Annotated in this window: 13 protein-coding genes; 11 read left to right on the top strand and 2 right to left on the bottom strand. The window is 71.9% G+C overall.

Going from position 1 to position 13,478, the window contains the following annotated elements; genetic code table 11:
- Window positions 1–71: 71 nt before the first annotated feature.
- Both ABD140_RS34730 and ABD140_RS34725 read right to left on the bottom strand, forming a co-directional pair.
- Complete coding sequence (locus ABD140_RS34730) at window positions 72–1,247, bottom strand: hypothetical protein (protein ID WP_344246262.1); 1,176 nt, start codon at window positions 1,245–1,247, stop codon at window positions 72–74.
- Window positions 1,234–1,761, bottom strand: coding sequence for a SigE family RNA polymerase sigma factor (locus tag ABD140_RS34725; protein ID WP_344246323.1), 528 nt, complete (start codon window positions 1,759–1,761; stop codon window positions 1,234–1,236). Before ABD140_RS34725 ends, ABD140_RS34730 begins: the two co-directional genes overlap by 14 nt.
- 157 nt (window positions 1,762–1,918) lie before the next feature.
- Between ABD140_RS34725 and argC the strand changes: the two genes are divergently transcribed.
- From argC to tyrS, 11 genes are all read left to right on the top strand, one after another.
- The gene (gene argC, locus ABD140_RS34720; RefSeq protein ID WP_344246260.1) at window positions 1,919–2,947 is read left to right on the top strand and encodes an N-acetyl-gamma-glutamyl-phosphate reductase; all 1,029 of its coding nucleotides are present in this window, start codon (window positions 1,919–1,921) and stop codon (window positions 2,945–2,947) included.
- Between the two features lie 32 nt (window positions 2,948–2,979).
- A complete protein-coding gene (argJ, locus tag ABD140_RS34715; protein ID WP_344246258.1) occupies window positions 2,980–4,134 on the top strand; it encodes a bifunctional glutamate N-acetyltransferase/amino-acid acetyltransferase ArgJ in 1,155 nt (384 codons plus the stop codon).
- Window positions 4,135–4,148: 14 nt separating this feature from the next.
- Window positions 4,149–5,006 (top strand): acetylglutamate kinase, encoded by an 858-nt coding sequence (gene argB / locus ABD140_RS34710; protein ID WP_344246321.1) that lies wholly within the window; start codon window positions 4,149–4,151, stop codon window positions 5,004–5,006.
- Between the two features lie 29 nt (window positions 5,007–5,035).
- Window positions 5,036–6,175, top strand: a complete 1,140-nt coding sequence (locus ABD140_RS34705; RefSeq protein ID WP_425544185.1) for an acetylornithine transaminase — start codon at window positions 5,036–5,038, stop codon at window positions 6,173–6,175.
- Window positions 6,172–7,083 carry an ornithine carbamoyltransferase gene (gene argF, locus ABD140_RS34700; protein ID WP_344246254.1) on the top strand — a complete coding sequence of 304 codons (912 nt, stop codon included), beginning with the start codon at window positions 6,172–6,174 and terminating at the stop codon, window positions 7,081–7,083. Before ABD140_RS34705 ends, argF begins: the two co-directional genes overlap by 4 nt.
- A gap of 7 nt (window positions 7,084–7,090) precedes the next feature.
- Complete coding sequence (locus ABD140_RS34695) at window positions 7,091–7,669, top strand: arginine repressor (protein ID WP_344246252.1); 579 nt, start codon at window positions 7,091–7,093, stop codon at window positions 7,667–7,669.
- Window positions 7,662–8,864: an argininosuccinate synthase gene (locus ABD140_RS34690; RefSeq protein ID WP_344246250.1), complete on the top strand. Its 1,203-nt coding sequence runs from the start codon at window positions 7,662–7,664 to the stop codon at window positions 8,862–8,864. The genes ABD140_RS34695 and ABD140_RS34690 overlap by 8 nt, the downstream gene beginning before the upstream one ends.
- Before the next feature lie 108 nt (window positions 8,865–8,972).
- On the top strand, window positions 8,973–10,385 hold the full coding sequence (gene argH / locus ABD140_RS34685) for an argininosuccinate lyase (protein ID WP_344246248.1): 1,413 nt from the start codon (window positions 8,973–8,975) through the stop codon (window positions 10,383–10,385).
- A 140-nt stretch (window positions 10,386–10,525) separates the two neighbouring features.
- The gene (locus tag ABD140_RS34680) at window positions 10,526–10,900 is read left to right on the top strand and encodes a ClpX C4-type zinc finger protein (RefSeq protein ID WP_344246246.1); all 375 of its coding nucleotides are present in this window, start codon (window positions 10,526–10,528) and stop codon (window positions 10,898–10,900) included.
- On the top strand, window positions 10,897–11,544 hold the full coding sequence (locus ABD140_RS34675) for a DNA-3-methyladenine glycosylase (protein ID WP_425544183.1): 648 nt from the start codon (window positions 10,897–10,899) through the stop codon (window positions 11,542–11,544). The genes ABD140_RS34680 and ABD140_RS34675 overlap by 4 nt, the downstream gene beginning before the upstream one ends.
- 110 nt (window positions 11,545–11,654) lie before the next feature.
- Window positions 11,655–12,917 (top strand): tyrosine--tRNA ligase, encoded by a 1,263-nt coding sequence (gene tyrS / locus ABD140_RS34670; RefSeq protein ID WP_344246244.1) that lies wholly within the window; start codon window positions 11,655–11,657, stop codon window positions 12,915–12,917.
- Window positions 12,918–13,478 lie beyond the last annotated feature (561 nt).

Here is a 13,478-nt window from a genome sequence, read left to right as displayed (position 1 = left end):
CTTCACATTGTCTTCCTAACCCCGCTTGGCCTCCGACTTCCCCGTTCGCGTTCAGGGCCTGGTCGGGGGCCTCAGGGCGTGCTGCTCAGCCGGTAGGCCTCGCCGTCGCGGGTGAGCAGCCACTCGCCCTTGGCGTAGGCCTCGCCGTCGCGCACCCGCGCCTGCCCGCTCCCGGTCTCGTACACCAGGGACCGGTCGGCGTCCTGGCGCTGCGCGGAGTAGACGACCAGCCCGTCCCCGGCGGTCAGGGCGGCCCGCTGCCCGCGGGGGAGCCGCTCGGGCACCTCGTGGGCCCGCCAGGTCTGGGCGTCGTAGACGGTGAGCGCGCGGTCGGCGGCGACGGCGAACGTGTCCGAGCCCGCCGCGTAGAGCGCGTCGCGGGTCAGGTGCTCGGCCGGCAGCTCGCGGGTCTGCTGGTCGCCGGTCTCGACCTGGACGCGCTGGACCTCGCCGGTCGGCCTGCCCCGGCCGTCGGTGCTCAGCACGTAGGCGTAGGGGTAGGCGAAGCCCGCGGCGTACCCGCTGGTCAGGGGCCGGGGCTCGGCGTCGCAGCCGTGCGCCGTCCAGACGGTCCCGGCGTCCTTGTCCGTCCAGACGGCGATGTCGTGGTCGGCGTGGAAGGCCGCGCCGCCGCGCCGGGCGACCCCGCCGGTGCCCAGCCGCACCGGCTCGCTCTCGCCGGAGCGGCACATCAGCTGGTAGCCGCCGCCGTCCTTGCGCTGCGCCCAGATCGTCATGTTCCGGCTGCCCGAGGCGGCGTACATGCCCTCCGGCTCGGCGACGGGGGCGGGGACGGTGAGCAGGCCGCTCACGTCGGCGCGCCACAGCACGCCGTCGCTGAGCCCGCGGGGGCCCACGCCGGTGCCCAGGACCGCCCCGTCGGAGGTGACGCCGAAGGCGTTGAGGGTCTTGCCGCTGGGCAGGTCGCGGGGGAGGCCGCCGGCGGCGCCGGGCCGGCCCGGGGAGGGGGCGGCGGAGCCGGGGCGCCGCTCGGCGGGCTCGGAGGCGGCCAGCACCGACGGGTCGCGGGGGTCGGGCGCGCCGGAGTCCGCCAGCTGCGGGGCGACGACCGCGACGGCGGCGGCCACCGAGAGGCCCGCCGCGGACGCGGTGATCCGGCGCCGCCTGCGGCGCGCCTTCACCTGGTGGCCGACCCGGGCGAGGAGGGCGGGAGGCGCCTCGGGAGAGGGTGCCGCGTCGTCGAGAGCGCGCAGCCTTCCGGCGACGAGCCGCTCAAGATCTTCCACGTCGGTCCTCCATCAGTGCCTGCTCGGCTTCCTGGGGCAGCATGCTGGCGCGGAGCTTGGCCAGCGCCCGGGAGGCCTGGCTCTTCACCGTTCCGCGGGAGCATCCCAGCACCCGCGCCGTCTCTTCCTCACTCAGTTGTTCGAAGTAGCGCAGGACGAGCACCGCGCGCATCCGCGGGGGCAGGGCGGCCAGCGCCGCGTCCAGCCCGTCGACCTCGTGGACCCGGTGCAGCTCGGGGTCCTCGGCCGCCTGCTCGGGCACCCCTTCGACGAGGTGCTCCAGCCGGGGCCTGCGCCAGCGGTTGGCCATGATGCGCGCCATGGTGGTGCGCACATAGCCCTCCGGGTCGTCCTTGCGCCGTACCCGCCCCCAGGCCACACCCGTACGGGTGAGCGCCTCCTGGACGAGGTCCTCGGCGTCGTGCTGGTTGCCGGTGAGGACGTACGCGTAACGGAAGAGCGCCGGGAACCTGTTGGCCACGAAGTCCTCGAACTGGCCGCCGCCGCCCCGCATCACGTCGCCTCTCCCCTCCAAAGACACCCGCCGGGACCGGAAGGTTGCATGGATGGCCCAAATCCTCCCACGCTCGCACGGCGCGGGTTTCCGAGATCGGACTTGAATACTCATCCGATTGAATGCATACTTTTTCTCAGTCAAGCTGAGGAGAGACATGGGTTACCGGGTTGCGGTGGCGGGCGCGAGCGGTTACGCGGGCGGGGAACTCCTGCGCATCCTGGCCGGCCACCCCGGATTCGAGATCGGCACGCTGACCGCCGGAAGCAACGCCGGAGCCGCCCTGGGCACCCTGCAGCCACACCTCCGCTCCCTGTCCGACCGGGTCCTCGCCGAGACTACCCCGCAGACCCTCGCGGACCACGACGTGGTCTTCCTCGCGCTGCCGCACGGCGCGTCGGGCCCGCTCGCCGCCGAACTGGGCGAGGACGTGCTGGTCGTCGACTGCGGCGCCGACTTCCGGCTCGCCGACGCCGCCGAGTGGGAGCACTTCTACGGCAGCCCGCACGCCGGCACCTGGCCCTACGGACTGCCGGAGCTGCCCGGCCAGCGGGAGGTCCTGGCCGGGACGAAGCGGATCGCGGTGCCCGGCTGCTACCCGACGGTCACGACCCTGGCGCTCGTCCCCGCCTTCACCGCCGGGCTCGCCGAACCCGACGTGGTCGTCGTCGCCGCCTCCGGCACCTCCGGGGCGGGCAGGTCGCCCAAGGTCAACCTGCTGGGCAGCGAGGTCATGGGCGCGGTCTCGGCCTATGGCGTCGGCGGTGTGCACCGGCACACCCCGGAGATGATCCAGAACCTGTCGGCGGCCGCCGGCGAACCCGTCACCGTCTCCTTCACCCCCACCCTCGCCCCCATGAGCCGCGGGATCCTGGCCACCTGCACCGCCAAGGCCAGGCCCGGCACCACCTACGCCGCCCTCCGGGAGGCCTACCTCGCCGCCTACGCCGCCGAGCCGTTCGTGGACGTGCTCCCCGAGGGGATGTGGCCGTCCACCGCGATGACGCTCGGCGCCAACACCGCGCTGATGCAGGTCGCCCTGGACGAGCGCGCGGGCCGCATCGTGATCACCGCCGCCATCGACAACCTCACCAAGGGCACCGCGGGTGGCGCCGTCCAGTCCGCCAACCTGGCCCTCGGCCTGCCCGAGGAGCAGGGGCTGGGCACCCTCGCCGTCGCACCCTGAAACCTCCCGTCGCGAAGAGAAGAAGAGGGCACATGAGCGTCACCGCACCCCTGGGCTTCCGGGCCTCCGGCATAGCAGCGGGCATCAAGGACAACGGCAACCGAGACCTGGCACTGGTCGTCAACGACGGACCCTCGCGCGCCGCCGCCGCGGTGTTCACCGCCAACCGCGTGAAGGCCGCGCCCGTGCTGTGGAGCGAGCAGGTGGTCTCCGGCGGCCGGGTGCGCGCGGTGGTCCTCAACTCCGGCGGAGCCAACGCCTGCACCGGCTCCCCGGGCTTCCAGGACACCCACGCCACCGCCGAGAAGGTGGCCGAGGTCCTGGCGGAGTCCGCCGGGGAGATCGCGGTGTGCTCCACCGGCCTGATCGGCCTCCGGCTGCCGATGGACGAGCTGCTGTCCGGGGTGGAGACGGCGGCGGCCGAGCTCACCCGCGACGGCGGCCTGAGCGCCGCCGACGCCATCCGCACCACCGACTCCGTCGCCAAGATCGCCTTCCGCCGCGGCGAGGGCGGCTACATGATCGGCGGCATGGCCAAGGGCGCGGGCATGCTCGCCCCCTCCCTGGCGACCATGCTGGTGGTGCTCACCACCGACGCCGACCTGCCCGCCGAGACGCTCGACCGGGCGCTGCGCGCGGCGACCTCGCAGTCCTTCGACCGGCTCGACGCCGACGGCTGCATGTCCACCAACGACACCGTCCTGCTCATGGCCAGCGGCGCCGCCGGCACCGCTCCCGAGGAGGCGGCGTTCACCGCCCTGCTCACCGAGGTCTGCCTCGACCTGACCCGCCAGCTCCTGGTGGACGCCGAGGGCGCCTCCAAGGCGATCACGATCGAGGTCGTCGGCGCCGACAGCGTCGCCGACGCCGTCACCGTCGGCAAGTCCATCGCCCGCAACAACCTCCTCAAGTGCGCCATCACCGGCGAGGACCCCAACTGGGGCAGGGTCCTGTCGGCGGTCGGCACCACCGACGCGGTGTTCGAGCCCGACCGGCTCAACGTGGCGATCAACGGCGTCTGGGTCTGCCGCGGCGGCTCGGTCGGCGAGGACCGCTCCAAGGTCGACCTGCGGCCCCGCGACGTGTCCATCACCGTGGACCTGTCGGCGGGCCGGCACTCGGCGACGGTGTGGACGACCGACCTGACGGTGGAGTACGTGCGGGAGAACTCGGAGTACAGCTCGTGAACCGGCGCAGCGCGATGGACAAGGCGGCGGTGCTGATCGAGGCGCTGCCCTGGCTCGAGCGGTTCCACGACCAGATCGTCGTGGTCAAGTACGGCGGCAACGCCATGACCGAGGACGCGCTGCGCGAGTCCTTCGCCAGCGACATCGTCTTCCTGCGGCTGGCCGGGCTGCGCCCGGTCGTCGTGCACGGCGGCGGGCCGCAGATCAACGCGGCGCTGGAGAAGTTCGGCATCGAGTCGCACTTCACCGCGGGGCTGCGGGTCACCACGCCCGAGGCGATGGACGTGGTGCGCATGGTGCTCACCGGGCAGGTCAACCGCGAGGTCGTCGGCCTGCTCAACTCCCACGGCCCGTACGCGGTCGGCATGTCGGGCGAGGACGCCCACCTGTTCACCGCCCGGAAGCTGCACGCGATCGTGGACGGCGAGCCGGTCGACATCGGCCAGGTCGGCGAGATCGTCAAGGTCGACCCCGGCGCGGTGCAGAGCCTCATCAGCGACGGGCGCATCCCGGTGATCTCGAGTGTGGCCCGCGGCGAGAACGGCGAGGTCTACAACGTCAACGCCGACACCGCCGCCGCCGCGCTCGCCTCGGAGCTGGGCGCCGCCAAGCTGATCGTCCTCACCGACGTGGAGGGCCTGTACGCCGACTGGCCGAACAGCGACGAGGTGATCCACCAGCTGACCGCGGCCGAGCTGGAGGAGCTCATGCCGGACCTCTCCTCGGGCATGGTGCCCAAGATGGGCGCCTGCCTGCACGCGGTCAGCAACGGCGTGCCGCAGGCGCACGTGCTGGACGGGCGGGTGCCGCACTCGCTGCTGCTGGAAGTCTTCACCGACGAAGGGATCGGAACGATGGTGGTGCCGTCGTGAGCTGGCAGGACGATTTCGCGGCCTCCTTCATGCCCAACCGGGCGGTGCCGCCGCTGATGCTCTCCCACGGGCGGGGCAGCACCGTCTGGGACGTGGACGGCAACGCCTACCTCGACATGTTCGCCGGGATCGCCGTCTCGGCCCTGGGCCACGCCCACCCGGCGCTGGTGGAGGCGGTGAGCGGGCAGATCGCCAGGATCGCGCACGTCTCCCCGCTGCTGACCAGCGAGCCCGAGGTGCGGCTGGCCACCCGGCTGCTGGAGCTGCTGGACCTGCCCGGCAAGGTCTACTTCTGCAACTCCGGCACCGAGGCCAACGAGGCGGCCTTCAAGATGGTCCGCAAGCACGCGGGCGCCGGCAAGTACCTCGTGGCCACCGAGAACGGCTTCCACGGCCGGACGATGGGCGCGCTGTCCCTCACCGGCAAGAAGGCCATCCGCGAGCCCTTCGAGCCCTACGGCGCGGACGTGCGGTTCGTGCCCTACGGCGACGCCGAGGCGCTGCGCGAGGCCGTCACCGGCGAGTGCGCCGCGGTCTTCCTGGAGCCCACCCAGGGCGAGGCGGGCGTCGTGCCCGCCCCCGACGGCTACCTGACCGCGGCCCGCGAGATCTGCGACGCCACCGGCGCGCTGCTCGTCCTGGACGAGATCCAGAGCGGCATCGGCCGGACCGGCACCTGGTTCGCCCACCAGCACGAGGGCGTGCGGCCCGACATCATCACCCTGGCCAAGGGCCTGGGCGGCGGCGTCCCGATCGGGGTGTGCGTCGGCGTCGGCGCCTCCGCCGACCTGTTCGCCCCCGGCGACCACGGCTGCACCTTCGGCGGCAACCCGCTGTCGGCGTCCGCGGCCCTGGCCGTCCTGGAGACCATCGAGCGCGACGGGCTGATGGCGCACGCCGTCAAGCTCGGCGAGCAGCTGTCGGCCGGGATCGAGGCGCTGGACCACCCGCTGGTCGCCGGGGTGCGCGGCCGCGGCCTGTGGCTGGGGATCGTGCTGGCCGAGCCGGTCGCCGCCGCCGTCCGCGAGGCGGCGCAGCGGGCCGGGTTCCTGGTCAACAACGTCCAGCCCGGCGCGATCCGGCTCGCCCCCGCCCTGACCATGACCGTCGAGGAGGCGCAGAGCTTCCTCGACGCCCTCCCCGCGATCCTCGACGAGGTGGCCGCATGACCCGCCATTTCCTGCGCGACGACGACCTGACCCCGGCCGAGCAGGCCGAGGTGCTGGCCCTGGCCGCCCGGATGAAGGCGGACCGCTACGGCTTCAAGCCGCTGGCGGGTCCGAGGTCGGTGGCGGTGCTCTTCGACAAGCACTCCACCCGCACCCGGGTGTCCTTCACCGCCGGGATCGCCGAGCTCGGCGGCAACCCGCTGGTGCTCGACGCCGGGTCCAGCCAGCTCGGCCGCGGCGAGAGCATCGCCGACACCGCCCGGGTGCTGGAGCGGATCTGCGCGGCGATCGTCTGGCGGACCTTCGGCCAGGAGCGCATCGAGGAGATGGCCGGCGCCTCGTCGGTGCCGGTGGTCAACGCGCTCACCGACCAGTTCCACCCCTGCCAGATCCTCGCCGATCTCCAGACGATCCAGGAGGCAAAGGGTAAACTGGCAGGGGTCACGCTCGCCTACTTCGGCGACGGGGCCAACAACATGGCGCACTCCTACCTGCTCGGCGGCGCGACCGCGGGGATGCACGTGCGGATCGCCGCTCCCGAGGGGCACCTGCCGGACCGCGGCGTATGGCACCGGGCCGAGGAGATCGCCAAGACCACCGGCGGCTCGGTCGAGGTGACGACCGACGCCCGGCAGGCGGCCGCGGGCGCGGACGTCCTGGCCACCGACACCTGGGTCTCGATGGGACAGGCGGAGGTGGACCAGGCGGTCTACGTCCCGTACGCCCTGACCGCGGAGCTGGTGGCGCTGGCCAGGCAGGACGTCTCGGTCCTGCACTGCCTGCCCGCCTACCGGGACAAGGAGATCGCCGCCTCCGTGCTGGACGGCCCGCACAGCCTCGTGTGGGACGAGGCGGAGAACCGCCTGCACGCCCAGAAGGCACTGCTCACCTGGCTGCTGGAGAGATAAGAGAACCGTGACGACCCCGATGACCAAGGCCGCCCGGCAGGCGCGGGTGCTGGAACTGCTGTCCCGGCACAACGTGCACTCCCAGGGCGAACTGGCCCGCCTGCTGCGGCAGGAGGGCATGGAGGTCACCCAGGCGACGCTGTCGCGCGATCTGGTGGAGATCGGGGCGGTCCGCCTGCGCGCCGACGACGGCAGCCTGATCTACGCGGTGCCCGGCGAGGGCGGCGAGCGGATCAAGCTGGCCCGCACCGGCAGCACCGAGACCTTCGACTCCCGGCTGGCGCGGCTGGCCCAGGAGCTGCTGGTCTCGGCCGAGGCGTCGGCCAACCTGGTGATCGTGCGCACGCCCGCGGGCGCCGCGCAGTACCTCGCCTCGGCCATCGACCACGCCGAGTGGCCGCAGATCCTCGGCACCGTCGCGGGAGACGACTCCATCCTGGTCATCTCCCGCGACCCGCTCGGCGGGGAGGAGCTCGCGGCACGGCTGCTGCGGCTCACCGAGCGACGAAGTCAGGGGTCCCCGGGCCCCGCACCCCTTGAACTGATCGACTCCATGAACGAGAAAAGGACGAAGACATATGACTGAGCGCGTCGTACTGGCGTACTCCGGGGGGCTGGACACTTCGGTCGCCATCCCCTTCCTCGCCGAGAAGATGGGTGCCGAGGTCATCGCCGTGGCCCTGGACTGCGGTCAGGGCGGCGAGGACATGGAGCAGATCCGCCAGCGCGCCCTGGACTGCGGCGCGGTCGAGTCGGTCGTCGAGGACGCCAAGGAGGAGTTCGCCCGGGACTTCTGCTTCCCGGCGATCCGCGCCAACGCCCTCTACATGGACCGCTACCCGCTGGTCTCGGCGCTGTCCCGGCCGCTGATCGTCAAGCACCTCGCCGCGGCCGCCGCCCGGTTCGGCGGCACCCACGTCGCGCACGGCTGCACCGGCAAGGGCAACGACCAGGTCCGGTTCGAGGCCGGCCTCATGGCGCTCAACCCCGACCTCAAGTGCGTCGCGCCCGCCCGCGACTACGCCTGGACCCGCGACAAGGCCATCGCCTTCGCCGAGGAGAAGGGCCTGCCGATCGAGGTCTCCGGGAAGAACCCCTACTCCATCGACCAGAACCTCTGGGGCCGGGCCGTGGAGACGGGCTTCCTGGAGGACATCTGGAACGCGCCGATCGAGGACCTCTACGCCTACACCGCCGACCCGTCGGTCCCGCGTGAGGCCGACGAGCTGGTCATCACCTTCGAGAACGGCGTGCCCACCGCGATCGACGGCCGCCCGCTCACCCCGTTCCAGATCATCGACGAGCTCAACAAGCGCGCCGGCGCCCAGGGCGTCGGCCGGCTCGACATGGTCGAGGACCGCCTCGTGGGCATCAAGTCCCGCGAGGTCTACGAGGCCCCGGCCGCCATCGCGCTGCTGGCGGCCCACCAGGAGCTGGAGAACGTCACCGTCGAGCGCGACCTCGCCCGCTTCAAGCGCTCGGTCGACCAGCGCTGGGGCGAGCTGGTCTACGACGGCCTGTGGTTCTCCCCGCTGAAGACCGCGCTGGAGTCCTTCATCGCCGAGGCCCAGCAGCACGTGAACGGCGACGTGCGGCTCACCCTGCACGGCGGGCGCGCCGTGGTGACCGGCCGGCGCAGCGGCTCCTCGCTGTACGACTACGATCTGGCGACGTACGACACCGGCGACACCTTCGACCAGAGCCTGGCCAAGGGCTTCGTCGACCTGTGGAGCCTGCCGAGCAAGATCGCGTCGGTCCGGGACCGCCGCAACGGCTCCTGAGAATTCCAGCAGTGTGCCGCCCCGGGGTGGTGCCCCGGGGCGGTACAACTGTGTATCCAGGCGGGCCTGCGGCCCGCTGCCACTGACATATCGGAGATTGGGATCACTGTGAGCAAGGCACCGACCCGGTTGTGGGGCGGACGGTTCGAAGGCGGGCCGTCGGACGCGCTGGCGCGCCTGTCCGTGAGCGTCCAGTTCGACTGGCGGCTCGCGCCGTACGACCTGATGGGGTCGCGCGCCCACGCCCGCGTGCTCAACCGCGCGGGCCTGCTGGACGACGACGAGCTCGCCCGCATGCTGGGCGCCATCGACGACCTGGAGCAGGCCTGCGCCTCCGGCGAGTTCCGGCCCACCGTCGCCGACGAGGACGTGCACACCGCCCTGGAGCGCGGCCTGCTGGAGCGCCTGGGCACCCTGGGCGGCAAGCTGCGCGCCGGCCGCTCCCGCAACGACCAGGTCGCCACCGACCTGCGCCTGTACCTGCGCGACCACGTCCGCCGGATCGTCTCCCGGCTGGTGGAGCTGCAGACCGCGCTCATCGGCCAGGCCGAGGCCAACATGGGCGTGGCCTGTCCCGGCATGACCCACCTGCAGCACGCCCAGCCCGTGCTCTTCTCCCACCAGCTCCTGGCGCACGTCCACGCCATCAGCCGCGACATCGAGCGCTTCCAGGACTGGGACAAGCGCGCCGCGATCTCCCCGCTGGGCTCCGGCGCCCTGGCCGGCTCCTCCCTGCCGCTGGACCCGCAGGCCGTCGCCGAGGAGCTCGGCTTCACCGCCGCCGCGGCCAACTCCATGGACGCCGTCAGCGACCGCGACTTCGTCGCCGAGTTCCTCTTCGCCGCCGCCCTGGCGGGCGTGCACCTCTCGCGCCTCGGCGAGGAGGTGTGCCTGTGGGCCTCCCAGGAGTTCCGCTGGATCGAGATGGACGACACCTACGCCACCGGGTCGTCGATCATGCCCCAGAAGAAGAACCCCGACGTGGCCGAGCTGGCCCGCGGCAAGGCCGGCCGGATCATCGGCTCCCTGGTGGGCCTGCTCACCACCCTCAAGGGCCTGCCGCTGACCTACAACCGCGACCTCCAGGAGGACAAGGAGGGCGCCTTCGACGCCGTCGAGACCCTCCTGCTGGTGCTGCCCGCCATGTCCGGCCTGATCGCCACCATGCGCGTCAACACCGAGCGCCTGGAGGAGCTGGCCCCCCAGGGCTTCGCCCTGGCCACCGACCTCGCCGAGCTCCTGGTCCGCCGCGGCGTGGTCTTCCGCGACGCCCACGAGGTCGTCGGCCACCTGGTCGTGTGGTGCCAGGTCAACGACAAGGACTTCGGCGACCTCACCGACGCCGAGCTCGCCAAGGTCTCCCCGCACCTCACCCCGGACGTCCGCGAGGTCCTCAACGTCCCCGGCGCCATCGCCTCCCGCAAGGCGCACGGCGGCACCGCCCCCGAACGCGTCCAGGAGCAGATCGACGACCTGCGCTCCTCCGCCGACGCCGCGGCCGCCTGGGCCTCGGAGTCCTGACCCCCGCGTACGGGCCGGATCCCCGCGATCCGGCCCGTACGCGTTCCTGCGTCCGCCGTGCCGGCCCGACTCCGCTTTTTTTTTGTCAGGCCGGTCCTGACGACGTAGCCTCTGTCAGGCTGACCCTGACAGAAGGAGGCGTGGTGGAGGCGGTGGAGGAGGAGCCGGCGCGGTGCTCGTTCTGCGACCGGGCCGAGCACCGGGTGCGCAAGCTGGTGTCCGGGCCGGGGGTGCGGATCTGCGACCAGTGCGTCGACCTGGCGGACAAGATCATCGAGGAGTACCGGGAGGAGCCGGCGGCGCCGCGGTTCCCGGGCTGGGAGACGCTGAGCGACGAGCAGATGCTCGACCGGATCCCGCGGATCTCGGCGGTCGTCGACCAGGTCGAGGCCGACCTGCGGCTGTGGGTGCGGGAACTGCGGCGGCGCGGGGTGACCTGGGCGCGGATCGGCGCGGCCCTGGGCATCACCCGCCAGTCCGCCTGGGAACGGTTCGCCGGGAGGGATGAGGAGTGACCGAGAGCACGACGCGTACGCCGATGGACCGGGAGTTCTTCGACCGGCCCGTGCTGGAGGTCGCGACAGGCCTGCTCGGGCGGGTGCTGAGCCGCACCACGCCCGAGGGGACGGTGGCCGTCCGGCTGACCGAGGTGGAGGCGTACGCGGGGGAACTCGACCCTGCGTCCCACTGCTACCGGGGCATGACGGCACGGAACGCCGTCATGTTCGGCGAGCCGGGACACGCCTACGTGTACTTCACGTACGGGATGCACTTCTGCGTGAACCTCGTCTGCGGGCCCGACGGCACCGCCTCGGCGGTCCTGCTGCGCGCCGGGGAGATCGTCGAGGGGGCCGAGCTGGCACGCGCCCGGCGCAACGGCTCCCCCGACCGGGACCTGGCCCGGGGCCCCGCGCGGCTGTGCCAGGCGCTGGGCATCGCCCGCGAGCTCAACGGCGCGGACGTCTGCGTACCCGGCGAGCTGATGATCCACGAGGGCGCGCCGGTCCCGGCGCCGCTCGTCCGCAGCGGCCCGCGCACCGGCGTCTCCTCGGCGCACGACACGCCGTGGCGGTTCTGGGTGGAAGGCGACCCGAGCGTCTCGCCCTACCGCAGGCACGTCCCCCGGAACCGGCGCGGGCAGGCGGCTCCCGGGGCCTGAGGCCGCCTCCGGGCGGGCGGCCCGGAGGCGGAGAGGAATATCGATTACCACCAGGGCCGTAACTTGCGGCAACCTTGGGAAGTCATCCGTTTTCGAGAAGTGGGACGACCGTGACCGACATCGTGGACGAACTGCAGTGGCGTGGCCTGCTGGCCCATACCACCGACGAGGAGGCGCTGCGCGCCGTCCTCTCGGCGGGGCCCGTCACGTATTACTGCGGGTTCGACCCGACGGCGCCCAGCCTCCACGTCGGCAACCTCGTCCAGCTGCTGACCATGCGGCGCATCCAGGACGCCGGGCACCGGCCCCTGGCGCTGGTGGGCGGCGCGACCGGCCTGATCGGCGACCCGAGCGGACGCTCCAGCGAGCGCCAGCTCAACTCCACCGAGGTCGTCGCCGGGTGGGTGAAGCGCATCCAAGAGCAGGTCTCGCGTTTTCTGTCCTTCGAGGGCGAGAACGCGGCCCGGATGGTCAACAACCTCGACTGGACCGGGCCCATGTCCGTGATCGACTTCCTGCGGGACGTCGGCAAGCACTTCCCGGTCAACCGGATGCTCGCCCGCGAGGTGGTGGCCTCCCGGCTGGAGGCCGGCCTGTCGTACACCGAGTTCTCCTACCAGCTCCTGCAGAGCATGGACTTCCTGGAGCTCTACCGCCGCCACGGCTGCGTCCTGCAGAGCGGAGGCAGCGACCAGTGGGGCAACCTCACCGCGGGAGCCGACCTCATCCGCCGGGTCACCGGGAAGCACGTGCACGCGATCTCGACGCCGCTGCTCACCAAGCCCGACGGCACCAAGTACGGCAAGACCGCGGGCGGGGCGATCTGGCTCGACCCCGAGCTCACGTCCCCGTACGCGTTCTTCCAGTACTGGCTGAACGTCGAGGACGGCGAGGTCGGCAAGCTTCTGCGCACGTTCAGCTTCCGGAGCCGCGAGGAGATCGAGGAACTGGAGAAGCAGTCGGCGGACAGGCCCGCCGCGCGCATCGGCCAGCGGGCCCTCGCCACGGAGCTGACCACCCTGGTGCACGGGGCCGGCGAGACGGACAAGGTGATCGCCGCCTCGGCGGCGCTGTTCGGACAGGGGGGCCTGGACTCCCTCGACGAGCGCACCCTCGCCGCGGCCCTGGCCGAGGCGCCGCAGGGCAGCGCCCCCGCCGGGGAGCTGCCGCCCGTCGCGGACCTCCTGGTCGCGGCCGGGCTGTGCAAGAGCAAGTCCGAGGCGCGCAGGACGATCGCCCAGGGCGGCGCCTACCTCAACAACGCCAAGGTGGAGGGCGAGGACGCCGTGCCCACCGCCGGCGACCTGCTGCACGGGCGGTACCTCGTGCTGCGCCGCGGCAAGCGCAACCTCGGGAGCATCGCCGTCGGCTGAGGAAACGGCCGCTGAACTGCGAAAAGTCCCCGCCGGAGGAAACTCCGGCGGGGACTTTTCCGTAGGAGACCGGCAAACGTTGGGGAGATCCAGGTCACAAAAGGTTTGGCAGGGGAGGGAAGGGGCATCAATGTCCCTACAGAAAGACCGTCCCAGCAGGGGTCCCGCGCTCCGGAAGCGCTGATTTGACGTTGTCCCCGGGCGGTCGTAATGTTCTACCTACCCCACGGGGGAGCGGGACGCGGAAGCGGCCGGCCCCGGGGAGAACCCCACTGACACGGCAGGGCCGATCGGATTCGGTACGAAGCACTGAATCGGAACTGCTAAGTTAGAGGGACCGCAGAGAGGGAAACGCCGAAAGGCGAAAACCAAACTGCAGGATCCAATCAAGAGGGAATTATCCCGAAAGAGCGGATTTGACAGGCAGAAAGAGCCTGATAAGTTAAACCAGGTCGCTCCGGAGCGAAGGCCATAAAGGCCGGAACGAAAGAGTGAGTCCGTTTCTTGAGAACTCAACAGCGTGCTAAAAGTCAGTGCCAAATAAAAGGCCAGGACTTGTTC

Origin of the sequence: Actinocorallia libanotica (genome assembly GCF_039525175.1) — a bacterium.
GTDB lineage: Bacteria > Actinomycetota > Actinomycetes > Streptosporangiales > Streptosporangiaceae > Actinocorallia > Actinocorallia libanotica.
Note: the sequence above shows the minus strand (reverse complement) of the source record. Positions and strands in the feature narration are given on the sequence as shown.